Annotated in this window: 28 protein-coding genes; 13 read left to right on the top strand and 15 right to left on the bottom strand. The window is 71.5% G+C overall.

Going from position 1 to position 22,437, the window contains the following annotated elements; translation table 11 throughout:
- Positions 1 to 66 precede the first annotated feature (66 nt).
- Complete coding sequence (locus ABFX46_RS09565) at positions 67 to 924, top strand: helix-turn-helix transcriptional regulator (RefSeq protein WP_346041098.1); 858 nt, start codon at positions 67 to 69, stop codon at positions 922 to 924.
- On the opposite strand, the gene ABFX46_RS09560 is transcribed toward ABFX46_RS09565, so the two are convergent.
- The gene (locus ABFX46_RS09560; RefSeq protein WP_346041096.1) at positions 921 to 1,289 is read right to left on the bottom strand and encodes a YrdB family protein; all 369 of its coding nucleotides are present in this window, start codon (positions 1,287 to 1,289) and stop codon (positions 921 to 923) included. The genes ABFX46_RS09565 and ABFX46_RS09560 overlap by 4 nt on opposite strands.
- A gap of 18 nt (positions 1,290 to 1,307) precedes the next feature.
- Here ABFX46_RS09560 and ABFX46_RS09555 point away from each other — a divergent pair, with 18 nt between their 5' ends.
- Positions 1,308 to 2,444, top strand: a complete 1,137-nt coding sequence (locus ABFX46_RS09555) for a methyltransferase (protein ID WP_346041094.1) — start codon at positions 1,308 to 1,310, stop codon at positions 2,442 to 2,444.
- 16 nt (positions 2,445 to 2,460) lie between these two features.
- Here the strand turns inward: ABFX46_RS09555 and ABFX46_RS09550 are convergent, their stop codons facing one another.
- Positions 2,461 to 3,321 carry a helix-turn-helix transcriptional regulator gene (locus tag ABFX46_RS09550; RefSeq protein ID WP_346041092.1) on the bottom strand — a complete coding sequence of 287 codons (861 nt, stop codon included), beginning with the start codon at positions 3,319 to 3,321 and terminating at the stop codon, positions 2,461 to 2,463.
- A 103-nt stretch (positions 3,322 to 3,424) separates the two neighbouring features.
- Here ABFX46_RS09550 and ABFX46_RS09545 point away from each other — a divergent pair, with 103 nt between their 5' ends.
- Together ABFX46_RS09545 and ABFX46_RS09540 are read left to right on the top strand one after the other, a co-directional pair.
- Positions 3,425 to 4,201 (top strand): alpha/beta fold hydrolase, encoded by a 777-nt coding sequence (locus ABFX46_RS09545; protein ID WP_346041090.1) that lies wholly within the window; start codon positions 3,425 to 3,427, stop codon positions 4,199 to 4,201.
- A 43-nt stretch (positions 4,202 to 4,244) separates the two neighbouring features.
- Complete coding sequence (locus ABFX46_RS09540) at positions 4,245 to 5,033, top strand: SDR family NAD(P)-dependent oxidoreductase (protein ID WP_346041088.1); 789 nt, start codon at positions 4,245 to 4,247, stop codon at positions 5,031 to 5,033.
- Here the strand turns inward: ABFX46_RS09540 and ABFX46_RS09535 are convergent.
- Positions 5,020 to 5,424, bottom strand: a complete 405-nt coding sequence (locus ABFX46_RS09535) for a nuclear transport factor 2 family protein (protein ID WP_346041087.1) — start codon at positions 5,422 to 5,424, stop codon at positions 5,020 to 5,022. The two genes, ABFX46_RS09540 and ABFX46_RS09535, sit on opposite strands and share 14 nt — an antisense overlap.
- Before the next feature lie 88 nt (positions 5,425 to 5,512).
- On the opposite strand from ABFX46_RS09535, the gene ABFX46_RS09530 reads away from it, so the two are divergent.
- Complete coding sequence (locus ABFX46_RS09530; RefSeq protein WP_346041085.1) at positions 5,513 to 5,968, top strand: MarR family winged helix-turn-helix transcriptional regulator; 456 nt, start codon at positions 5,513 to 5,515, stop codon at positions 5,966 to 5,968.
- Between the two features lie 61 nt (positions 5,969 to 6,029).
- Positions 6,030 to 6,539 carry a GNAT family N-acetyltransferase gene (locus tag ABFX46_RS09525; RefSeq protein ID WP_346041083.1) on the top strand — a complete coding sequence of 170 codons (510 nt, stop codon included), beginning with the start codon at positions 6,030 to 6,032 and terminating at the stop codon, positions 6,537 to 6,539.
- A gap of 17 nt (positions 6,540 to 6,556) precedes the next feature.
- Here the strand turns inward: ABFX46_RS09525 and ABFX46_RS09520 are convergent, their stop codons facing one another.
- Positions 6,557 to 6,970 carry a nuclear transport factor 2 family protein gene (locus ABFX46_RS09520; protein ID WP_346041081.1) on the bottom strand — a complete coding sequence of 138 codons (414 nt, stop codon included), beginning with the start codon at positions 6,968 to 6,970 and terminating at the stop codon, positions 6,557 to 6,559.
- 97 nt (positions 6,971 to 7,067) lie between these two features.
- Between ABFX46_RS09520 and ABFX46_RS09515 the strand changes: the two genes are divergently transcribed.
- Positions 7,068 to 7,688, top strand: coding sequence for a PadR family transcriptional regulator (locus ABFX46_RS09515; RefSeq protein WP_487046962.1), 621 nt, complete (start codon positions 7,068 to 7,070; stop codon positions 7,686 to 7,688).
- A 189-nt stretch (positions 7,689 to 7,877) separates the two neighbouring features.
- On the opposite strand, the gene ABFX46_RS09510 is transcribed toward ABFX46_RS09515, so the two are convergent.
- From ABFX46_RS09510 to ABFX46_RS09495, 4 genes are all read right to left on the bottom strand, one after another.
- Entirely contained in the window at positions 7,878 to 8,138 is a 261-nt protein-coding gene (locus ABFX46_RS09510; protein ID WP_346041079.1) for a hypothetical protein, read from the bottom strand.
- Positions 8,139 to 8,146: 8 nt separating this feature from the next.
- On the bottom strand, positions 8,147 to 8,821 hold the full coding sequence (locus tag ABFX46_RS09505; protein ID WP_346041077.1) for a hypothetical protein: 675 nt from the start codon (positions 8,819 to 8,821) through the stop codon (positions 8,147 to 8,149).
- A gap of 31 nt (positions 8,822 to 8,852) precedes the next feature.
- Positions 8,853 to 9,386: an RNA polymerase sigma factor gene (locus ABFX46_RS09500; RefSeq protein WP_346041076.1), complete on the bottom strand. Its 534-nt coding sequence runs from the start codon at positions 9,384 to 9,386 to the stop codon at positions 8,853 to 8,855.
- Between the two features lie 128 nt (positions 9,387 to 9,514).
- Entirely contained in the window at positions 9,515 to 13,633 is a 4,119-nt protein-coding gene (locus ABFX46_RS09495) for a replicative DNA helicase (RefSeq protein WP_346041074.1), read from the bottom strand.
- 339 nt (positions 13,634 to 13,972) lie between these two features.
- On the opposite strand from ABFX46_RS09495, the gene ABFX46_RS09490 reads away from it, so the two are divergent.
- Entirely contained in the window at positions 13,973 to 15,298 is a 1,326-nt protein-coding gene (locus ABFX46_RS09490) for an MATE family efflux transporter (protein WP_346041072.1), read from the top strand.
- 55 nt (positions 15,299 to 15,353) lie between these two features.
- The gene (locus tag ABFX46_RS09485; RefSeq protein WP_131944373.1) at positions 15,354 to 15,542 is read left to right on the top strand and encodes a hypothetical protein; all 189 of its coding nucleotides are present in this window, start codon (positions 15,354 to 15,356) and stop codon (positions 15,540 to 15,542) included.
- A gap of 16 nt (positions 15,543 to 15,558) precedes the next feature.
- On the opposite strand, the gene ABFX46_RS09480 is transcribed toward ABFX46_RS09485, so the two are convergent.
- From ABFX46_RS09480 to ABFX46_RS09455, 6 genes are all read right to left on the bottom strand, one after another.
- Positions 15,559 to 16,257 carry a peptidoglycan recognition protein family protein gene (locus tag ABFX46_RS09480; protein ID WP_428831235.1) on the bottom strand — a complete coding sequence of 233 codons (699 nt, stop codon included), beginning with the start codon at positions 16,255 to 16,257 and terminating at the stop codon, positions 15,559 to 15,561.
- Between the two features lie 467 nt (positions 16,258 to 16,724).
- A complete protein-coding gene (gene rplI / locus ABFX46_RS09475; protein WP_163063546.1) occupies positions 16,725 to 17,171 on the bottom strand; it encodes a 50S ribosomal protein L9 in 447 nt (148 codons plus the stop codon).
- Between the two features lie 18 nt (positions 17,172 to 17,189).
- Positions 17,190 to 17,426 (bottom strand): 30S ribosomal protein S18, encoded by a 237-nt coding sequence (gene rpsR, locus ABFX46_RS09470; RefSeq protein WP_019631633.1) that lies wholly within the window; start codon positions 17,424 to 17,426, stop codon positions 17,190 to 17,192.
- Positions 17,427 to 17,526: 100 nt separating this feature from the next.
- Positions 17,527 to 18,102 carry a single-stranded DNA-binding protein gene (locus ABFX46_RS09465; protein ID WP_346041069.1) on the bottom strand — a complete coding sequence of 192 codons (576 nt, stop codon included), beginning with the start codon at positions 18,100 to 18,102 and terminating at the stop codon, positions 17,527 to 17,529.
- Positions 18,103 to 18,140: 38 nt separating this feature from the next.
- Positions 18,141 to 18,431, bottom strand: a complete 291-nt coding sequence (rpsF, locus tag ABFX46_RS09460) for a 30S ribosomal protein S6 (RefSeq protein ID WP_163061065.1) — start codon at positions 18,429 to 18,431, stop codon at positions 18,141 to 18,143.
- Positions 18,432 to 18,654: 223 nt separating this feature from the next.
- Entirely contained in the window at positions 18,655 to 18,825 is a 171-nt protein-coding gene (locus ABFX46_RS09455; protein WP_346041067.1) for a hypothetical protein, read from the bottom strand.
- Positions 18,826 to 19,045: 220 nt separating this feature from the next.
- Here ABFX46_RS09455 and ABFX46_RS09450 point away from each other — a divergent pair, with 220 nt between their 5' ends.
- The 3 genes from ABFX46_RS09450 to ABFX46_RS09440 all read left to right on the top strand — a co-directional run bounded on the left by ABFX46_RS09450 (position 19,046) and on the right by ABFX46_RS09440 (position 20,798).
- Positions 19,046 to 19,360 (top strand): hypothetical protein, encoded by a 315-nt coding sequence (locus ABFX46_RS09450; RefSeq protein ID WP_346041065.1) that lies wholly within the window; start codon positions 19,046 to 19,048, stop codon positions 19,358 to 19,360.
- A gap of 116 nt (positions 19,361 to 19,476) precedes the next feature.
- Complete coding sequence (locus tag ABFX46_RS09445; RefSeq protein ID WP_346041063.1) at positions 19,477 to 20,244, top strand: deoxyribonuclease IV; 768 nt, start codon at positions 19,477 to 19,479, stop codon at positions 20,242 to 20,244.
- A gap of 176 nt (positions 20,245 to 20,420) precedes the next feature.
- On the top strand, positions 20,421 to 20,798 hold the full coding sequence (locus ABFX46_RS09440) for a DUF4190 domain-containing protein (protein ID WP_346041062.1): 378 nt from the start codon (positions 20,421 to 20,423) through the stop codon (positions 20,796 to 20,798).
- A gap of 32 nt (positions 20,799 to 20,830) precedes the next feature.
- Here ABFX46_RS09440 and ABFX46_RS09435 read toward each other — a convergent pair whose 3' ends face one another.
- A complete protein-coding gene (locus tag ABFX46_RS09435) occupies positions 20,831 to 21,298 on the bottom strand; it encodes a barstar family protein (RefSeq protein ID WP_346041060.1) in 468 nt (155 codons plus the stop codon).
- A 211-nt stretch (positions 21,299 to 21,509) separates the two neighbouring features.
- On the opposite strand from ABFX46_RS09435, the gene ABFX46_RS09430 reads away from it, so the two are divergent.
- A complete protein-coding gene (locus tag ABFX46_RS09430) occupies positions 21,510 to 22,436 on the top strand; it encodes a MerR family transcriptional regulator (RefSeq protein WP_346041058.1) in 927 nt (308 codons plus the stop codon).
- Position 22,437: the final 1 nt, after the last annotated feature.

The following is a 22,437-nucleotide window of genomic DNA, read 5'->3' as shown; positions in this document are numbered from 1 at the left end:
CCGCCTCCCTCACCCGGACAAGTGCGGAGCAACCGTAACGCAGCCACCGCCGATAGCCTCGGCGGCATGGCGTCCACCACCGAACTCGGCGAGTTCCTCAGGTCGCGGCGGGCGCGGCTGCGGCCCGAGGACGTCGGCATCCCCTCCTACGGGACGCGGCGGCGCGTCCCCGGGCTGCGGCGCGAGGAGCTCGCGCAGCTCGCCGGCGTCAGCGTCGCCTACTACATCCGGCTCGAACAGGGCACCGCCGGCGGCGTGTCCGCCGAGGTCCTCGACGCGGTCTCGGCGGCGCTGCGGCTGGACGGCGACGAGCGCGCCCACCTGCACCGCCTCGCACACCCGCCGCGCCGCGCGCCGGTCGCGGAGCCGCCGCGCCTGCGGACCCCGCTCCGCCATCTGCTCGACTCGATCACGCACGCGCCCGCCTACATCGTCGGCCACTACACGAACGTGGTCGCCTGGAACCGCCTCACCGCCGCCGTGTTCGTCGACCTCGCGAACGTCCCGCCGGACGAGCGGACCTGGTCGCACCAGATCCACCTGAACGCCGAGTACCGGGCCCGGCTCGGCGGCAACTGGCCGGTCGTGGCGCGCCGCAATGTCGCCTACCTGCGGTTCCGCGCCGGGCAGGACCCGGACGACCCGCGCCTGCACACGCTGATCGACTGCCTGCGCGAGCGCGCCCCCGAGTTCGCCGCGATGTGGTCCGACCACCACGTCACGGACCTGACCCACGGCGAGGCCCGCATCGACCACCCGCAGGTGGGACGGCTCGTCCTGCCGTTCGAGACCCTGCATCTGCCCGGCGATCCCGACCTCAGCCGCCTGATGCTGTACGCGGCCGAACCGGGCTCGCCTTCGGAGGCGGCGCTCAAGAAGCTGGCCGAGACGTCCACGCACCTGTCGAGCGCGGACCTCGCCTAGACGGCGGCGCGGAAATGGGCTTCGCGGTCGAGCGTCGCCAGGGCGGTGTTGAGGACGGCGACAACGGCGAACGCCACCGCCAGTGCGGCATGGTCCACGCCATAGAACGCCAGTGCGCCCGCACCGAAGACGACGGCCTTCACCAGAAGGACGATCGGTAGCGCGACCTTGAAGCGGGCGCGGGGAGCGGCGAACAGGCCCCACACGACCATCGCGGCCACCGGCGCGCCCACGCCCAGGATGACGTTGACGAGGATGTTCCCGCCGGTCGTGAAGCCCCACCAAGCCAGTGCGACGATGGCCGCGATCTCCAGCAGGAAGGCCAGGCCCTCGTTCAGCGCATGCAATGGCCCAGGTAGACGCACCCCGATACCGTACTGCTCGTGGACGACATCTCCTGGCGGGAGGGCGGCCGGGATCATCGCGTCCGTTGGCGGTCGGAGAGCGGTGCCCCGCCGCCCCGCCGCATCGTGGTCGCGGACGACGAGACCCGTGCGGACGACGCCTACAGGCTGGCCTGCGAGGGAACAGCGCTGCTGTGGCGCGGCGACTTCCAGAACGCCCGGCAGCTCCTCCAGGCGATGGCGCGGCGGATCGACCGTCCGCCACGGCGGCGCAAGCGGAAGCCGGAACCGTCCCAGGTACAGGCTTTCCACCTCCACCGGCAGGCACGCGCCCAGCGCGCGCGGACCCTCGGCATGCTGCTCATACCGTTCGACCCGGGACACGTGATCCCGCTACGCCGTGCACCTTCCGTCCAGGACGCCTGTACGGAGGCCTATGGGCCGGACGACCAGCCGTACGTCGTCTCCTTGCGCGAGCTGCTGGGCGTGATCGGCGCCCATGAGTGGCGGGAGAAGGGCGTCCCCATCCCCGCGTTGGGCGGCGACCGGATACACCCGCACTACGGGGTGTTCTCGCCGATCAGAGGGGAGTACGTCGACCTGGTCGGCGAGGCGCCACTTCCCTCGACGGCGACGGCGACGGCGTTCGACATCGGAACGGGGACGGGCGTCCTCGCGGCGGTCCTGGCCCGTCGCGGTGTGGAACGCGTTGTCGCCACTGACCTCGACCCGCGCGCGCTTGCCTGCGCCCAGGAGAACATCAACCGGCTGAAGGTGGAGGGCGAGGTCGAGGTCGTCCAGGCGGACCTGTTCCCGCCGGGACGTGCCGGGGTCGTCGTCTGCAACCCGCCGTGGGTGCCCGCCAAGCCCAGCTCACCCCTCGAACACGCCGTCTACGACCCGGGCGGACGCATGCTCCGCGGGTTCCTCGGCGGCCTCGCCGACCATCTGGAACCGGGCGGTGAGGGCTGGCTGATCCTGTCCGACCTGGCCGAGCACCTCGGCCTCCGCACCCGGGACGAACTCCGCGCGCTGTTCGCGGCGTCCGGCCTGGAGGTCGCGGGGAGGCTCGACACCCGTCCCGTCCACCCGCGCGCCGCCGACCCCGACGACCCCCTGCACGCCGCCCGCGCCGCCGAAACGACGTCCCTCTGGCGGCTGCGGCCCTCCACCTGACCGCTGGACGGCGCGTTCAGGGGTGGACGTGGCTGCGGTGCGCGGTCTCGGGGCCGATGACGCGCAGCAGCGCGAGGGCGTCGGACGCCGCGGTGCCGGGCGGCGGGGTGAAGACGACGAGGCGCTGGTCCTCGGCCGGCGTGAGCAGGACCTCCGCGTCGAACTCGATCGGCCCGACCTCCGGGTGCAGCACCCTCATCCGGCTGGTGCGGCGGACGGCGACCTCGTGCAGGTCCCAGGGCCGGGCGAACTCGCCGCTCGCCTCCCGCAGGCGCCGGACGAGCACCTGCGCAGGTTCGTCGGCGCCGCGGCGGGTGACGGCGGCGCGCAGGTCGGCGACGTGCAGGCGGCTGTAGTGCTCGTGCTCCTCCGGCGGATACGCCGCCCGGACGAACGGGTCGGTGAACCACCGCCAGATGATGTTGCGGTCCGGCCCCTCGACCGTGCAGACGCACCCGAAAAGGGATTCGGCCATCGCGTTCTGCGCGAGGAGGTCACCGAGGTCGCCGATGATCTGCGCGGGCGTCTCGTCCAGCCGGTCCAGGAGGTAGAGCAGTCCCGGCCGGACGTGCTCGCCGGCGAAGGGGCCGACGGGCGGCCGGTGCCCGGCGAGGACGTACAGGTGGTCGCGCTCGTCCCCGGTCAGCCGCAGCGCGCGGGCGAGCGCGGCCAGCACCTGGACGGACGGCTGCGGGCTCCGCGCCTGCTCGAGCCGCATGTAGTAGTCGGCGGACATGCCCGCGAGCTGCGACACCTCCTCGCGGCGCAGCCCCGGCGTCCGGCGCCGCGGGCCCGGCGCGAGGCCCACGTCCGCCGGGCGCAGCCGCTCCCGCGAGCGGCGGAGGAAGTCGGCGAGATCGCGGCGGTTCATCTCCATGCCCTCATGATCCGTGCTCGGTCCCGGGTTGAGACTAGGACCGTTCGTCCTAGTAAGAGCGGTCCGCTCCTCATGCCGTCCGCGCGCTGGCAGCGTCGGTGGCATGACGAACCTGACCATTGGAAACACCCGGATCGGCTACCGGACGGAGGGCTCGGGGCCCGCGCTCGTCCTCGTCCACGGCGTCGGCCCCGGCGCCGGCATGTGGGACGCGCTCGTCGACCGGTTCAGCGACCGGTACACCGTGATCCTGCCGGACCTCGGCGGCTCCGACGCCGCCGAGGACGACGGCGCGCCGCTGACCATCGAAGCCCTCGCCACCCAGGTCAACGCCGTGATCGAGGACGTCGGCGGCGGCCCGGCGGACCTGGTCGGCTTCTCGATGGGCGCGCCGACGGCCGCCGCGGCCGCCGCGCTGCGTCCCGGCCTCGTCCGGCGCCTGGTCACCGTCGCGGGCCTCGCGCACGGCGGCGACGAGTACCTCCGGCAGCTGGTCGACGCGTGGCTCGGCCTCACCGGCAGCCCCGAGGGATTCGGCCGCCTCGGGACCCTGACGTCCTTCACCCCGCCCTTCCTGGCCGGCCTCGGGCACGAGGCGGTCGAGCAGTTGCACGGCTTCATGAGCCCCACGGACGCCCGGCTGCGCCAGCTCGACCTCCTCCGGCGGCTCGACATCCGCGAGCTGCTCCGCAAGATCGAGGCGCCGACGCTGGTCATCGGCTGCACGCAGGACAGGACGGTCCCGGTCGCCAACCACCGGGAGCTGGCCGCGGGCATCGCCGGCAGCGAGTACGTCGAGCTGGACGCCGGGCACGTCGTGCCGATGGAGCGGCCGGACGAGTTCGTCGACCTCATCCGGGACTTCCTCGCTCGTCCTTGATCGGCACTGTCGGTCGGGGCGCGCGCCGAGCACGATGGAGGACATGCGTCCCATCGATCAGCAGACGATTCTCATCACGGGCGCGACCGACGGCCTCGGTCGCGCCCTGGCCGCGCGACTGGCCGCCGAAGGCGCGACGGTCCTCGTCCACGGACGGGACGACCGGCGCGGCAAGGCGGCCCTCCAGGAGATCGGCGGCCGGGCGGCCTGGTACCGCGCCGACCTGGCGTCGCTGGCCGAGACCCGCGCGCTCGCCGAGGCCGTCCGCGCCGACCATCCGCGGCTGGACGTGCTGGTCAACAACGCGGGCATCGGCGGGCCGGACGACTGGACCGCGAGCGCGGACGGCCACGAGCTGACGTTCGCCGTGAACTACCTGTCCGGATATCTGCTGACACGGCTGCTGCTGCCGACCCTGATCTCCTCGGCCCCGGCCCGGATCGTCAACGTCAGCAGCCTCGGCCAGCAGGCGATCGACTTCGACGACGTGATGCTCGAACACCGTTACCGCGGCTTCGGCGCCTACTGCCAGAGCAAGCTCGCGCAGGTGCTGTTCACGATCGATCTGGCCGACGAGCTGGCCGGGACGGGCGTCACCGCGAACGCCCTGCACCCGGCCACCTTCATGCCGACCAAGATGGTGTCCACTCCGGCCAGCACCCTCGAAGAGGGCGTCGAGGCCACGCACCGCCTCGTCACCGACCCGGCCTTGGACGACGTCTCCGGCCGCTTCTTCAACGGCCTTCGGGAGGCCCGCGCCGACGACCAGGCCTACGACCCCGCAGCCCGAGCCCGCCTGCACGCTCTGTCCGAGACGCTCACGTCGCCGTGACCCGCCCGGCGGCGTTCGCCACCTCCCAGACCGGACGCGCCTGGATCCGGGAGAGGCGCCAGCCGTCCGGCGTCCGGGCGGCCCGCAGGTCGTAGCGTTCGCCGAGCAGGCGCGGCCCCTCCTCGTGCGCGAAGACGACGAGGAGGTTCGCGCTGATCGCGGCCTCGTCGCCGTCCACGTCGATGAGCGGGCCGGTGATGAAGTGCTGGGTCGGCACCGTGTGGTTGCGGCGCGCCTGCTCGATGAGGGCGTCGGCGCCCTTAGAGACGCCACCGGGGGTGTGCGCCTCGGCGTCCTCGGTGAACAGGGCGCGTCCGTCGCCGAAGTCCTTGTCGTCCAGCCACCGCCCGAGGCGGCTGACGAGCGCGGACAGCTGCTGACGATCGTCCATGACCACTCCTTCATTGGCTCAACCAACATTGGTGCAACCAACATTAGCTGTTCGTTGGCCATGCCAACAAGCCCGTAGACTGAGCGGCATGATGACGGCCGACGCCCGGACGCCCGCGCGCCTCCGGCATGCCCCGAGCTGGCTGATCGGTCTCGTCTCGGCGCACAGCCACCGCCTGGTCGGCGCCGGCTTCGCCGCGGCGGGCGCCCGCGGCTACCACTACCGGCTGCTCGCCGCCCTCGCCGAGTACGGCCCGTCCAGCCAGGCGGACCTCGGCCGCACCACCGGAGTCGACCGCAGCGACGTCGTCGCCGCCCTGAACGAACTCGCCGCCAAGGGCCTGGTCGACCGCTCGCCCGACCCGTCCGACCGGCGCCGCAACATCATCACCCTCACCCCGGACGGCACCCGCCACCTCCAGGAACTGGACGGGGTCCTGACCGGCATCCAGGACGAGCTGCTCGCGCCGCTCTCCCCGGCCGAACGCGAGCAGCTCACCGGCCTGCTGGCCCGCCTCGCCGACCACCACGCGAAGAGCCGGTAAATCGCTCGCCCCCGCCGAACACCCGGCCGTAGGCTCGGCTCCCCCTCGAAAGGAGCCGCCTATGCCTCCCGCGATCAGGCTCGCAGAACTCCCGCCCGCCGCGATGACCGCCCTCCTGGACGCCGACCTGCCGCGCGCCAGCGCCGCAGCCGGAATCCCCCTCACCGGCTACTTCACGACCGACGAGGCGAAGTCGCTCTGGGCCTTCCGCCTCGCCCAGCTCGGCCGGGACCCGTCCCACGCGCCCTGGATCGTCCGGGCCGCCGTCGCGGAACCGGACGGGCACGTCGTCGGCCACGCCGGCTTCCACGGCGCACCGGAGAACGGCACGCTGACGATCGCCTACTCCGTCGACCCGGCCCACCGCCGCAAGGGCTACGCCCGCGCCATGCTCGCCGCCCTCCTGGACCGCGCCGCCGCCGAGCCCACCGTCACGACCGTCCGCGCCACGATCAGCCCGGACAACCGGGCGTCCCTCGCCACGATCGCGGGCCAGGGCTTCACCTACATGGGCGAGCAATGGGACGAGGACGACGGCCGCGAACTGATCTTCGACCGCCCCGCCCGCTGACCCCCGAGTGAGACTTACTACGGCTCCGCCACCGCCTCCTGTGCGCCGGACGCCTCACGTTCGATCTGGTCGAACTGGGCGCCCATGGCCTCGGCGAGGGCCTTGGCGGCCGAGAGCGGGCGCACCATCACGGTGAGGTCGTCGATCAGGCCGTCCTCGTCGAGGTGCAGGAAGTCGCAGCCCTGCACCTGGAGGCCGTTCACCGTCGCCTGGAACATGAGCGCGTGGTCGCGGCCGTCCGCGCTGACGATCTCCCGCACGTAATGGATGTCCTGGAACACCCTCGCCGCGCCCCGCACGATCGCCGCGGTGATCGCCTTCCCCTCGTACGGCCTGAACACCACCGGGCTCGTGAACACGGCGTCCTCCGCGAACAGCCCCTCCAGGGCCGCGACGTCGCCGGCCTCCACCGCTCGGCGGAACGGATGCATGGGAGCCCCCCGATATGAAACTAGTTGACTAGGTGCGGATAACACTAGTCGCGGTCGGGCCCGGCGGTCCAGCGCGCTGTAGTCACAAAATTGATTAATGGCCGAAGCACCCATCGCCGCCGCTAGGCTCGGAGCCATGTCGCTGCGCAACGCGGTCCTGGCCACGCTCCTGGAGGGCGAGGCATCGGGGTACGACCTGGCGAAGAGCTTCGACGCCGGGGTCGCCAACTTCTGGATGGCCACCCCGCAGCAGCTCTACCGGGAACTGGACAAGATGGCGGTCGAGGGCCTCATCCAGGCCCGCGTCGTCCAGCAGGAACGCCGCCCCAACAAGCGCCTGTACTCGCTCACCGTCGCCGGCCGCCGCGCCCTGCACGACTTCACCGCCACGCCGCCCCGGCCGGGCGCGATCCGCGAAGAGCTCATGGTGCAGGTGCAGGCCGTGGACGCGGGCGACGCCCGCGCGGTCATGAACGCCATCCGCGAGCGCATGACGTGGGCCGAGTCCAAGGTCGCCCGCTTCGAACGCCTCCGCGCCCGCCTCCTGGACGGCCGCACCGAGGACGAGTACCTCGCCACCGCCGACCGCATCGGCCCCTACCTGACCCTGATGCGCGGCCTGGCCTTCGAACGCGAGAACCTCCGCTGGTGCGAGCAGGCCCTCGCGATCCTGGCCCGCCGCAGCCCCACGACCTGCCCGTCCGGCCTCGACACCTAGCCCCCGGCCCCGGGCCTGCCCGCGCACGCCTACCCACGGCCCCGCCTGCCCGCGCACGCCTGCCCGCGGCCCCGCCTACCCGCGCACGCCTGCCCGCGGCCCCGCCTGCCGCGGGGCCGCGAACGCTCGCTCAGCGGCCGGCCCCTCGCTCAGCCGCCGGGCCCCTCGCCTAGCGGCGCTGCCGCTCGCTCAAGGGCGCTGGCCCGACTTCCCGACGACCCCGATGGCGACGCGGACCATGAGGCGCTGCAGCGTCCCCGCCTTCACCGTGACCGTGGGGTCGCCGTCCGACACGAACGTGCGGGTCTTGACCGCGATCGCGCGTTCCCCGAGGTAGGCGAACGTCTCCGGGTCGAGCAGCACCTCCTCGTGCAGCCACCCTTCCACCGTCAGGCCCAGGGCGATCGCCGGCCGGCCGGCGATCTCGACCTCGCCCTCCACCGGCGTCACACCGGGGATCAGCTTGATCGCCTGGAAGGTCGCCGCTCCGTCTCCGGGGCGTGCAGGCTGTCCCGCAGGATGGTGACCAGCGTCTCGTAGGCCATCTGGTCACCGCCCCCGCCCCTGGGCCCCCTGCGGATCTTCCGCAGCAGCGCTCCCGGATCACTGGGCAGCGGCTCGAACCCGCTCGCGACGGCGGAGGACACCACTTCGTGCCCGGCCCGCGGCCGTCCGTTCTCGTAGGCGGTGTACTGCTTGCCGTCGCCGCACCGCCACACCACCCAGGTCTCCGTCCTGTACGGGCCTCCGGTGACGAGCCCGGCGGGCTTCGCCGACGACGTCAGCCGCATCTTCGTGTACACCCACTGGCGCGGCTCGGCCCCGGCGGACGGCCTGGTCGCGGCGACCGCGGCGGCCCGGTCGAGGACGTGCGCCGCCTCGGCGGGAGTACCGAGCGCGATGTCCGCGGGCGGTCCGGCGTCGTCCGCCCCGCGCAGGGCGACGCCGGCCACGGCGACCGCCGCCAGCGCCCCGACGGCGGCGAGCCGCACGCCCAGCCGGAAGCGCGCCGGCCTCGCCACCCGGACCGGGGACCCGGTCCCGGTGCCGGTCCGGACGATGTCCTCCCTCAGGTCCCGCGCGGCGGGCCGGTCGGCGAATCCCGCCAGGGACTCGTCGCGGACGCGCGCCATCGACCGCACAGCTCATCGGTGGAATGGGACTTCATGTCAGGGACCTCCGTTCGGTGATGGGACGCTGGGCGGCCGCGGGCCTGGCATCGGAGCGCAGCGCGCGGTCGAGGCGCTTGCGCGCGCGATGCAGCCGGACGCGGGCGGCGCCCACCGAGCAGCCGAGGACCGCCGCGATGGCGGCATGGTCCAGCCCCTCCCACGCGACCAGCCCGAGCAGCTCGCGGTCGTCGTCGGACAGCCGGCGGAACGCCGCGGCGATCGCCGACGCCTCCACGGGGTCGGTCTCGACCGCCGCGATCTCGTCGCGCAGGCGCGTCGTGCGCCGCCGGTGCCGCTCCTCACCCCGCCGGTGATCGGCCGGCACCCGGCGCGCGACGCCGTACAGCCACAGCCGCGCCCTTCCCCCGGGCGGGATCTCCTCCAGCCGCCTCCACGCGATCGTGAACGTCTCCGCGACCACGTCGGCGGCATCGTCCGGGGACGCGCAGCGCCGCAGCACATACCCCAGGATCGGCTCGTAGGCCGCGGCGTAGATCGCCTCGAACCTGGCCTCGCGATCATCCATCGAAGCCCCGATGGCGAGGTCTCTCATGACGCACGGGTCTCCCCTTCACTGGGTGACACCCCATACGTGTCGAGACCCCCGCCACCGTTACCGCCGCCGACGAAGTGCGGACGTGCGGCCCGAGGCGGTTACTGCGCCATGTCGACGAAGCGGCTGTAGTGGCCCTGGAAGGCGACGGTGACGGTGGCCGTCGGACCGTTGCGGTGCTTGGCGACGATCAGGTCGGCCTCACCGGCGCGCGGCGACTCCTTCTCATAGGCGTCCTCGCGATGCAGCAGAATCACCATGTCCGCATCCTGCTCGATACTGTTATGGAGAGAGATTCCGTTCGCCACGAAATTATGAAGGCCGAGCACCGTGGCATCGTAGACGTCCTGTTCACCGATGCTCTCGATCTCTACTATCTCATCCCAGAACACGTCGTTGGTGCATAGCAGTTCCAGTTCGGCGCTGCCCAGTACAGTCGCAACGCGCCCAAGCCGCTCACGGCTCGGTGCACGCTTCCACAGTGCACTGCCACAGAACTGGGTGCCGATTGCGGCAGAGAACTCCCTATGGGTCATGCCACGATCGGCGAGAATACTCCGGACGTCGTCCCACACTTCTCGGGGAACGGTGTCACGATTGGTGTTCGATCGGATTCCTCGGAGCAGGTCGGCGGCGGACGCGGCTACGACACCACGCGCCCCATGGACCCCGACGGACTCGAAGAACGCGAGTTGGTTCTCCGCGCCGTACAGGTGGAGCTGATACCCGCGGCGATGGGAACCCTTCGTGACGCTCTTGATGCGCGAGAGAATGCCGAATCGCAGCAGCAAGGTGGAGACGTCTTCCACGAGTTGTCTGCTCGTGGAGGCGTAGTAGACACGGCATTGGCCGTTCTTTGCATCCCAGTGCACGCAGCCGTCCGTGGCCCAGAGATGCTTGAGGAAAAGCGCCACCTGCTCCTTGGGAAGGCTGAAGACCGGCGCCGGGACGAACTTCTCATGCGAACGCCTTCCGAAGAGTCCGAGTTCGTCAAGCCACTCGGCGATCGGATTCCGGCGACCGTGGGTCAGGCGGTACGGCGCCGGCAACCGGAGCGTGGTGACCCGTGCTGCCTCGTAGTCGTCCCGGACGGCGGTGATGCCGAAGTGCCCGGCCGCTTCGGTGACGGCCCGGAGACACGCCTCGTCCTTACTGGCGTAGCGGATCGGTTGACGCCTGACGAAAGATCCGTCGCCGATGAGGTGCGCCAACATGACCACGCGCGCCTCGGGCCATGCCGTTGGCTCCAGCGGCGGTGGCACGTGCCTGGAGGTTGCGACGCGCGAACCGGGCGCGAGCTCACCGAGCGGCTGCCAGCCGTGATAGGTGAGGAAGGGATGGTTGGCGGTGGCCTCGACCTCCTTACCGGAGGCGAGCGTGACGCGGAAGACTTCTCGACGTCCACTGGAAAACGCGTGGGTCATGGTGCGGGGCACGTACTTCAGGCGCTCATCAAGCGCCCACACGGGCACGTCCCTCGCGCCGCTCGCCACGAGCTCGCCAATGGTGACCTGCTCATTGGTGTCCGCGCGCATGATCCGCGTGGAAGCCGTGACACATCCCGATTCGCGTAGGTCGGACACCATGGGCTTTTTGTCCGTTCGCTGCTCGGGGCCTCGGTTGAGCTGGGAGAGGGCGATGACCGGGACGCCCAGTTCCTTGGCGAGGAGCTTCAGTGAGCGGGAGAACTCCGAGACCTCGACCTGGCGGCTCTCGACCCGCTTGCCGGACGTCATCAGCTGCAGGTAGTCGATGATGACGAGGCGCAGGTCGTGCTGCTGCTTGAGCCGCCGGCACTTCGCGCGGATCTCCATCATCGACATGTTGGGCGAGTCGTCGATGAACAGCGGCGCCTCGGCGACCTCGCTCATGCGGCGGGCGAGGCGGGTCCAGTCCTCGTCCTGCATGGTGCCGGACCGCATCGCGTGCAGCGCCACCCGCGCCTCGGCGGACAGCAGCCGCATCGTGATCTCGTTGCGGCCCATCTCCAGGCTGAAGAACGCCGAGGTCAGGCCGTGCTTGATGGACGCGGCGCGGGCGAAGTCGAGGGCGAGCGTCGAGTTGTGCGTCGGCACGCAGTGCCGCCCCGCGAGGTACATGTGGTCGTCGTTGTCGACCTGGACGCACCGCACCGGCACGCTCTCGATGGGACGGACGCCGACGATGTACCGGACACCGGCGTCTGAGGGGACGGCCGCGCGCTGCCGGGCCGCTTTGCGCGGCAGCCGGAACACCGTCTCGGTAGGGGTGAAGGCGACCTCGTGCACCGGCTCGTCGTCGGCGTCCCCTGCGGGGCCGGTCGTCAGTTCGGTGCGGTGGCCGAGGCTGAGGACGAGTTCGTGCACTCCTTCGGCGAGCCGCGCGGAGGAGAAGAGGAGGTCGACGCGTCCGTCGGCGGAGACGTGCCCGCGGATGTCGAGCAGGCCGGCGAGCAGCGCCCGCCGCTGAGCCGTGGACGCCCGTAGGTATCCGGCCGGGACGTGCGCGTCTGACAGCAAATCGAGAGAGCCCAGGTGGTCGCGCACTCCGGGGAGGAGATAGCAGCCCGGAAGCAGTTCGGGAGCGACCTGCTGGCCGGTCGCCTCGATCTGGGCGATGACGTCGGCGTCCAGGCACGTGATCTGATCGGCGCCGGGTTCTCCCGCGCCGAGCCACACGCCGAGGACGTAGGGGTCGATGGGGAGATCGGCCTCGGGGAGGTCGAAGGCGGCGGCGACCTCCACGGCGTGGAGGAGACGTTCCCCCTGCCGCAGCATCGCGAAGATCTCCTCGGTCGTCCGGATGGCGGCGCGGCCGTCGAACGCCGACCGGCCGCCTTGCGGCGGGCGGGCCATGGTGCCGTCGCGGCCCCGGATCAGGAAATGATGCGCGTCGGCCGACCTGGTTCGGGACGCGCCGGACGCGCGGGTCGTGCTCTCCGCCTCCACAGCGATGCAGGTGGACCGCCCGTGCCCCTGTCCGAGATCCGTACACGTCCCAGCCGCGCCGGTGGAACCAGGTGAGCCGTGAGGGCGGTGCACCCCGCCGGGCGGCAGTGGGCGGCGCCCGCTCGCCCTCCCGGCCTGGGCATTGTTCTCATCCGTCGCGCGGGCGGCCCTGATCTCCCTGGTCGGCCAGAGACCCGCGCTCCTGGTGGTGCCGAAGAAGTCAGTGAAGTCCGAGCCGTTCAGCACTGATTTGTACCCGAGCCCGAATCGTCCGAGCTGCCTGTTCCGCTCCGTGGAGAACGCCATGCGGAGGATCTCGACGAAGCCCCCCGGTATCTCGCCGTCGAACTCGCCTTCACGGACACGACCGGAGCCGAGCCCGATCTCGTCCGCGCGTGGTGACGGGGTCGTGGTGGTGCGCCACTGGTGCTCGGCGTCGGCGATGATGACCTCGCCGTCCGAGAACTCGATCTCGTAGCAGGGACGGCCGCGCATCACCTCGGTGGCGGCGACGACGCGGGTCGGCCGGCCGTCGGGGCCGAGCAGGTGATCGCCGACCGCCACGTCGCCCATCGTCGTCCAACCCGCGGGGGTCGGCAGGGGGGTGGCCAGTGCCAGCGCCTTGCCCATGGCGGGACGGGCGGCGACGACGATCATCTGGCCCGGGTGGAGGCCGTTGGTCAGGGCGTCGAGGTCGGCGAAGCCGGTGGGACAGCCGACCATCTGGCCGCCGCGGCTGCCGATGGCCTCGATCTCGTCCAGGGCGCCGGGCATGATCTCCGAGAGGGCGACGTAGTCCTCGCCGGCGCGCTTCTCGGCGATGGCGAAGACCTCGGCCTGGGCGCGGTCGAGGACGTCGTCGGCGTCGGCGCCGTCGGCGGCGTAGCCCATCTGGACGATGCGGGTGCCGGTCTCGACCAGCCGGCGCAGGATCGAGCGCTCGTGGACGATCTTCGCGTAGTACCCGGCGTTGGCCGCCGTGGGCACCAGGGAGATGAGGGTGTGCAGGTAGGGGGCGCCGCCGATGCGGGCGATCTCGCCGTTCTTGGTCAGCTCGCCGGCGACGGTGACGGCGTCGGCCGGGTCGCCGCGGCCGTACAGGTCGAGGATGACGTCGTAGATGATCTGGTGCGCGGGACGGTAGAAGTCGGGCGTGCGCAGCAGTTCGACGACCTCGGCGATGGCGTCCTGGGAGAGCAGCATGCCGCCGAGCACGCCCTGCTCCGCCGAGATGTCGTGCGGTGGGGTGCGCTCGAACTCGTGCTCCTGCGGTCCGATGTCGGCCACGCTCACCGTCGCACCCCCTTCATCTCGGCCCGCCGACGGCCCCGTCCGCCCATCGCCGACCGTTCACCACACGTCTATCCGACGCGTCGGACATTCTCGCGAGCCCGCGCCTCCCTGAGCAAAGCCGCCTGTGGACAACCCTGTGGACTCCCTGTGCAGACACGCCGCATAGGTTGTGCACGACCTGTGGACAACTCTGTGGATTCTCCGTGGACGACGCGCACGACCACTGCCTGACCTGCGGTAACGTCATCCACCGGCTGTGTGGGAAAGAAAGTCGGCCCGGCGGGGCGATGTAAGGCTTGAAGTCATGAGGACAGTTACGCCGGTGATAGCCTCGACGCGGTGACGACATCCCGGCGGCTCGCGACCGCGCAGGACCGCGAGATCCTTCGCCTGGCCGTGCCGGCCTTCGGCGCGCTCGTCGCCGAACCCCTGTTCCTGCTGTCCGACTCGGCCATCGTCGGGCACCTCGGCACCGCCCAGCTCGGCGGGCTCGGCGTCGCGGGACAGGCCCTCAACACCCTCGTCTACCTCTGCGTCTTCCTCGCCTACGGGACGACCGCCGGGGTCGCGCGGCAGATCGGCGCCGGGAACGTGCCGGCCGCGATCAGGCAGGGCATCGACGGGATGTGGCTCGCGGTCGCCATCGGCGCGGCGCTGATCGTCGCCGGCTGGCCGCTCGTTCCCGGGATCGTGGACGCGTTCGGCGCGTCCCCCACCGTGACGCCGTACGCCGAGACCTACCTCAGGGTGAGCCTCTTCGGCATCCCGTCGATGCTGCTCGTGCTCGCCGGCACCGGCGTCCTGCGCGGCCTGCAGGACACGCGCACGCCGCTCCTCGTCGCCGTCGGCGGGTTCTCGGCGAACCTGCTGCTCACCGCGGTGTTCGTGATCGTCCTGAACTGGGGGATCGCGGGTTCGGCCTGGGGCACCGTGATCGCCCAGACGGGAAGCGCGGCCGTCTACGCGGCCGTCGTCCTGCGCGCGGCGCGCCGACACGGGGCCTCGGTCCGCCCCGATCTGGACGGGTTGCGGACGTCGGCCAAGGCGGGCTTCGGCCTCCTCGTCCGGACGGCGGCGCTCCGCATCGTCCTCATCGTCGGGACGTCCATCGCCGCCCGCATGGGGGACGCGGAGATCGCCGCCTACCAGGTCGGCTTCCAGGTGTGGACGCTGCTGGCGTTCGCGCTCGACGCCATCGCGATCGCCGGGCAGGCGATCACCGGCCGCTACCTGGGCGCGTCCGACATCACGGGCACGCGCGCCGTCACGCGCCGGATGGTGTGGTGGGGCATCGGCTGCGGCATCGTGTTCGGGCTGGGCATCCTCGCCGTGCGCCCCTGGTTGCCGGCCCTGTTCACCGCGGACGGCGACGTCCGGGACCTCCTGCTCGCCTCCCTGCTCCTCGTCGCGCTGCTGCAACCCCTCGCGGGCGTCGTGTTCGTCCTGGACGGCATCCTGATCGGCGCCGGAGACGGCGCCTACCTCGCCGTGACGACGCTCGTCGCGACCGTCGTCTTCCTGCCGGCCGCGATCGGCCTGTACCGGGCGGACGCCGGCCTCATCGGGCTCTGGTCCGCGATCGGCCTGTGGATGCTGACCCGCGGGATCACCCTCGGCCTGCGCGCCCGCGGCGACCGCTGGCTCGTCACCGGCGCCGTCCGCTAGCCCGATTCGGCGAAACCGCACCCGCACCGGCCGCCCCACCCGCTACTATTCGAACATGTGTTCCACACACGGCGAGCGGATGGCCCGGCTGACGCAGGCGATCGACGACCTGGCGGCCGAGGGCCTGGCCGGGCTGCCTCCGGAGACCCTCGTGGAACGGGTGGCGGGCATCTGGTCCCTGATCGAGGGCATCGACCCCGAGATCGCCCGCCGCCGGACCCGCTACACGACCCCGGACACCTGATCCCGTCGACCCCGGGTCAGGTCAGGTCGTCGAGGGACGGGAACAGCGACAGGCCCGGGTCCGTGGTGGCGCCGCTCGAACTCGGGGAGCCCTCCAGACGCGCGGCGACCGCCCGGCGCAGCTCGGGCAACCGGGCGTAGAGCCTGTCTCCCGGGCACGACGTCTTGTTGTAGTCGCGGTGCCCGACGATGGCCTCGGACGGGTCGAGGCCGTACTCCTGGCACAGCCACACGCACACTTCCAGCAGCGACTTCCACAGCCTCCCGGGTACGGCCCGGGACGTGTACGTCCCCTCGTTCTCGATGCCGATCGTGTGGTCGTTGTTGTGCAGGACCTGCGCCCCCACCGCCAGGTCGCCGGCCCGGATCGCCTTCAGGCTGCGGTTGCGCCCCTCCATCACGATGCCGCCGCGGCTGATGGTGAGCTGCTGGCCGGTGTCGTCCCAGCCGTTCTTGTTCATGTGGATGTTCTGGATGCTCCGCGACAGGGCGAACGCATGGGACAGGGACCGGTCGCTGGAGTTCGCCGTCGCGGTGTGGTGGACGATGATGTGGTCCGGTGCCCGGTTGAGGACCTTGGCAGGCCGCCTGGGCGGCCGCGCCTTCCACTGGGCGCGCGTGTAGATGTGCGGGGCCTCCGCCGTGAACAGGGTGCGGCCCGCGGCCGACTCGTCCGCCATGGCCTCATTCTGGAGGGGCGACGCCATGGACAGCATCTCCAGCAGGCCGGCCCCGGCCACCCCGCCGATGATCGCCCGGCGCGTCACCGGCCGGCCGGCACGCTCCCGGTCGTCCGCGCCGTCCCCCGAATGCGCGATCAACACCGTCCCCCCTCGTTCCGGCGATCGACTGATCACGGAACGTAATGGCCGCTCTGCCGATCCCCCAAACACAGGGCGGTTCAGGGACGTTTCACATGAAACCCAGCACGCGCCCCCCGGTTTTGGACAGCCGCCACCCCGCCCTTGTGCAAGTCATTAGGGAATCCAAAGCCGCCTCCCCCGCCCTGCGCACAGCCGAGTGGGCGGTTCGGCCGCAGGAGATGACCGGGACGGTGCTGGTCGCGAGGACGAGTCGCCACCGGCGCCGAGCACGGGCACCGGCGGGACACTCCCGGAGTTCGCGGACATGGAACGGCCCCCGCCCAAGAGAGGACGGGGGCCGTTCGGTGCCGCGTTGAGCGTCAGGCCTCGACGACGTTGACGTCGATCGTGGCGTTGACGTCGCTGTGCAGGCGGACGCTGACCCGGTGGGTGCCGACCGTCTTGATCGGGTTGCCGATCTCGATGCGGCGGCGGTCCAGGTCGGGACCGTCGGCGGCCTTGACGGCCTCGGCGATGTCGGCGGCGGTCACGGCGCCGAACAGGCGGCCGTTGCTGCCGGTCCGGGTGCGCAGCGTGACGCGCAGCCCGCCGAGCTGGTCGGCGACCTCCTTGGCGTGCTCGACGGTCGCGATCTCGCGGGCCGAACGCGCCTTCTTGATGGAGTCGATCTGCTTCTCGGCGCCCCGGGTCCACTGGATCGCGAACCCGCGGGGGACGAGGTAGTTGCGGCCGTAGCCGTCGCGGACCTCGATGACGTCACCGGGCTCGCCGAGCCCGGAGACCTGCTGGGTCAGGATGAGCTTCATGATCTATAACCCCCTGCCTCAGCGCGCGGTGCTGGTGTACGGCAGCAGCGCCATCTCGCGGGCGTTCTTGATCGCCGTGGCGACGTCCCGCTGGTGCTGGGTGCAGTTGCCGGTCACCCGCCGGGCACGGATCTTGCCGCGGTCGGAGATGAACTTCCGCAGCAGGCCCGTGTCCTTGTAGTCGACGTAGGAGATCTTCTCCTGGCAGAAAACGCAAACCTTCTTCTTCGGCTTGCGGGGAGGTGGCTTCGCCATCGTGGTGCTCCTTTGGGAGAGCCCCGCTCACGCGGGAATGGACGTGTACTGGATGGTGCCGTGGTCGTGCCGGAGCGGTGGTCGTTCCGGAGCGGCGCGACTAGAACGGCGGGTCGTCGGAGTATCCGCCGCCACCGCCGCCGGTGGCCCACGGGTCGGCGGGGGCGCCGCCCTGCTGGCCGCCGCCGAAGCCGCCGCCGCCCTGCTGGCCGCCGCCGCCTCCGCCGCCGAAGCCGCCGTCCTGGCCGCCGCCACCGAAACCGCCGCCGCCCTGGCCGCCACCGCCGCCGAAGCCGCCGCCACCGCCCTGCCGCTGGGTCTTGTTGACCTTCGCGGTGGCGCTGCGCAGCGACGGGCCGACCTCGTCGACCTCGATCTCGAAGACGGTGCGCTTCTCACCCTCGCGGGTCTCGTACGACCGCTGCTTGAGGCGTCCCTGGACGATGACCCGCATGCCGCGCTGCAGGGTCTCGGCCACGTTCTCGGCGGCCTGCCGCCAGACGTTGCAGGTCAGGAACAGCGCCTCGCCGTCCTTCCAGTCGCCCGACTGGCGGTCGAAGAACCGCGGGGTCGAGGCGATGCGGAAGGACGCGACCGCCTGGCCGCTGGGGGTGAAGCGGAGATTCGGGTCCTCGACGAGGTTCCCGACGATCGTGATTACGGTGTCGCCTGCCATGGGGCTCGCTCCGGCTGCTTAGAGGGCTGAGCCCGGGCTCAGTGGACCTCGGGGCGGATGACCTTGGTACGCAGGATCGACTCGCTCAGGTTGAGCTGCCGGTCGAGCTCCTTGACCGTGGCAGGCTCGGCCGACAGGTCGATCACCGCGTAGATGCCTTCGGACTTCTTCTGGATCTCGTACGCCAGGCGCTTGCGGCCCCAGACGTCGACCTTCTCCACGGTGCCGCCGCCGTCCCGGACGACCTTCAGAAACGGGTCGAGCGCCGCGTTCGCGGTGCGCTCGTCGATGGCGGGGTCGAGGATGGTCATGAGTTCGTAACGACGCATGCTGTGTCCCTACCTCCTCTGGACTCAGGCGGTCACGGTCTCTCCGTGACAGGAGGGCTGTTGCGTCCCTCGCGGCGGCGCCGGACCCGGATCGCCGGGCGCACCTGCCACGAGACCGGTACAGGCTACCAACAGTCGGCAGCGTACGGGCCGGTTCGCGGTGCGGGGCGCCGGCCGTGCCGGGCGCACCGCGCCGGCGGACGCCTTCCGCGGACGGCGGACGTCAGCGGCGTGCCCGCGCATGGCCGGCCGTCTTGCTGCAGCGGCGGCGTTCCAGCTCCGCCATGATGTCGGCCATGCGGGCGCGCATTCGGGCGGTCTGGGTCGTCAGCAGGGACAGCTCCTCCACGAGCTCGGCGTCCCCGATGAGCCCCAACTCCGCTTTCGTCACCACGGTGTGCACCTCCTGCTCTCCCCCGCTTCCCCTCGGGGGCCGGACCGAGCCGGTGTTCTCGAATCCATGTTCGACAGTACCGGGTGCCGCCGACATTTTCCGCCCGCCCGCGCCGGTTGATCTCCGCTCCGGCAGGGAATCCCTTTACGGGCATGGTCCGACCGGTCCCGCGTTCACCATGCGCCCCAAACGCGGGAGCCATGACCTGAGGAGGTTCCCGATGCCGCAGCAGGCAACCGGCGCGAGGCGGGCGCCCGCCCGCACCGAGCGCACCGAGGCCGCGCAGGAGTCCCATCGGCTGCAGGACGTGCTGGCCGTGGCCGCCATCACCATCGGGATCGCCGCCCTGATCCTGGGCTGGATCCCGGCGACCCACCTCCCCGGCGCCGTGCTCGGCGTGATCGGCCTGCCCCTCGCGCTGTACTCGCAGATGATCTCCGCGACGACCAACGAGCGCTGGCTGAACGTGATCGGCATGGTCGCCTCGTTCATCGGCGCCGGCTTCGCGCTCAGCAACGGAGGCTTCTCGATCTGACCCCCGTCACCTCCCGCCGCGCCGCCCCCGAGACCCCGGGCGCGGTCACGTTCCCCGCCCGCTCCGGCCGCGGCGCGGCGTGCCGGGTGTCGTAGGGCGCGGATAGGCTCGTGGGCATGCGCATCGGAGCCCACGTCGACCAGCACAATCCGCTCGACAACGCCCGCGCGGTCGGGGCGGACGTCGTCCAGTTCTTCCTGGGCGACCCGCAGGGCTGGAAGAAGCCCGTCCTGCCGGAGGGCGTCGAGGCGCTGGCGGGCTCCGGGGTGGACGTCTTCATCCACGCGCCGTACACGATCAACGTGGCGACGTCCAACAACCGGATCCGCATCCCGAGCCGCAAGAACCTCGCCCAGCAGTTGGAGGCGGCCGCGTCGATCGGGGCCAGGGCGCTGATCGTCCACGGCGGGCACGTGCTGAAGGACGACGACCCCGAGGCCGGCTTCGAGAACTGGCGCAAGGTGTTCGAGCGGATCGAGTGTCCGATTCCGGTCTACATCGAGAACACCGCGGGCGGCGGGAACGCCATGGCGCGCACGTTCGACCGGATCGCCCGGCTGTGGGAGGTGCTGTCCGGCGTCCCCGGGCTGGACTCCAAGCTCGGTTTCTGCCTCGACACCTGCCACGCGCACGCGGCGGGGGAGGAGCTCGTCGACGCCGTCGACCGGATCAAGGCCATAACCGGCCGCATCGACCTGGTGCACTGCAACGACAGCCGCGACGCGTTCGGGTCGGGCGCCGACCGGCACGCCAACCTGGGCAACGGCGAGATCGACCCGGAGCTGATCCTCGGCGTGGTGCGGGCCGCGGGCGCCCCCGTGGTGGTGGAGACGCCGGCGGCGGGGCAGGCCGACGACATCTCCTGGTTGCGCTCGAAGCTCTGACCGGGGAAAGTCGGGGGCGTCACTGGAACCCGCAGGGTGTGCGCGACATCTAACCCCCTAGACCCGGCCTGACGACAAAATCCGAAGGTCACGTCACACTGGCATAATCCGGAACCCAGCCCCCAGCGCACGCGCGTTCTCTCCGGCGGCGGGCGCGCGAACCGATCGGGAAGCACATGGCACAGCCCCCTTACGACCCCTACGGCTACGGCCAGCAGGACCCCTACGCCCAGTCGTACTCGCAGCCCCCGGCCGTGCAGCACCACTACTACGGGGCTTCGGTGCCGGTCGCCCCGCCGACGAACGGGATGGCGACCGCGTCGCTGGTGTGCGGGCTCATCGGTTTCTTCGCCTGCGGTGTCACGTCCATCCTGGCGATCATCTTCGGGCACGTCTCGCTGAGCCAGATCAAGCGGACCGGCGAGGGCGGCCACGGCATGGCCGTCACCGGCCTGATCCTCGGCTACCTGGTGAGCGCGGGCTGGCTGATCGTCTGGATCTTCTACATCCTCGGCATCGCGATGTTCGCGGCGAGCAGCGGCAGCACCTACTGACCGTCGCGTCCCGACCGTCGCCCACCGACCGTTCAGACGAGCCGGGGGACGCCCGCCACCTCCGCCCCGACGCCGGCCATCAGCACGACCATGGGGGTAGGGGTGTCCCGCCAGGCCTTGACCGCGTCCCCGAACACGCCGAGGACGACCCGCAGCGCCTTCTGGTCGGTGTCGGCCAGTTCGGCCCACGACTCGTACAGCACCACGTAGCCGTTCTTCGCGGGCGCCCACGACAGGTCGCGCAGGTAGTCGGCGAAGTCGTCCCAGCCGCCGTCCGCGAGCGCCGGCATCTCGAAGACGTCGGCGCACAGCCGCAGGAACGCGTCCTTGCCGCGGGCGCGGCGGCCGTCGAGGTGGAAGCCGCGCCATCCGGCCTCCTCCGCCCGCCGCGTCCAGCCCGTGTCGCCGACCGCGCCCGGCACCGGAGGCGTCCGCCACTGGTAGACGCCCGGCTTCAGCCGTCCCGCGAGCAGCTCGTTCAGTGCTTGGTTCGCGTCCACGTCCTCTCCCGGCAGTTTCCCGCGTCCCCGCGATCGGTTTCCCCGGTCCGCGGAGGGGCCGGCATCTCCCCGCCCGCAGCGATCACTTCCCGGACAGTCGCCACAAAATCCCCCAATACGGGCAGATTCCGGCCACGGACGATCCCGTGGGAGCGTGGGGATCGAATGCGGGGTTGAGTCTCCAGCGGGTGGAGGGCGCAGGGTGAGGGGCATGGACGGCGACACCTTGTTCACGATCGGGGAGCTGGCCCGGCGCACCGGGCTTCCGGTGCGGACGATCCGGTTCTACTCCGACGAGGGTGTCGTGCCGCCCACCTGCCGCACCGAAGCCGGGTACCGGCTGTACGACGCGGACGCCGCAGCGCGCCTCGATCTCGTCCGGACCCTGCGCGACCTCGGCGTCGACCTCGGCACGATCCAGCGGGTCCTGGCCCGCGAGATCGCCGTCGGGGACGTCGCGGCGGCGCACGCGGAGGCGCTGGACGTGCAGATCCGGACGCTCAGGCTGCGCCGGGCCGTGCTGCGGGCGGTGGCGAAACGCGGATCCGACCCCGAGGAGATCGAACTCATGCACAAGCTCGCCCGGCTGTCCGACGAGGAGCGCCGGCGGATCATCACCGACTTCATCGACGCGTCGTTCGCCGGACTCGACCTGAGCCCCGACTTCGAGGCGAAGATGCGGTCCGCGCTGCCGCAGCTGCCCGACGACCCCGAGCCCGAGCAGGTCGACGCCTGGGTGGAGCTGGCCGAGCTGGTCGGCGACCCCGACTTCCGGGCGTCGGTGCGGCGGATGGCCGAGCACCAGGCCGCCGACATCGAGAAGGGCACCTACCCCGAGGACCCCGCGGAGCTCGGCCGGCTCACCGGCGAGAAGGTCGCGGCGGCGATCGCGGACGGGATCGAGCCCGGCTCGGACGCGGCCCGCCCCATCGTCGACGAGCTGGTGGCCGCCTACGCGGCCGCCTTCGGCACGACGGACGGCGCCGAGTTCAGGCGCGAGCTGCGGAGGCGGACGGAGATCGGCACCGACCGACGCGCGGAGCGCTACTGGCAGCTGATCGCCATCATCAACGGCTGGCCGGTCTGGCCCGCGATGACCCCGTCGTTCGAGTGGTTCGCCGAGGCCCTGCGCGACTAGG

This window comes from Actinomadura chokoriensis (genome assembly GCF_039529475.1).
GTDB lineage: Bacteria > Actinomycetota > Actinomycetes > Streptosporangiales > Streptosporangiaceae > Spirillospora > Spirillospora bangladeshensis.
Note: the sequence above shows the minus strand (reverse complement) of the source record. Positions and strands in the feature narration are given on the sequence as shown.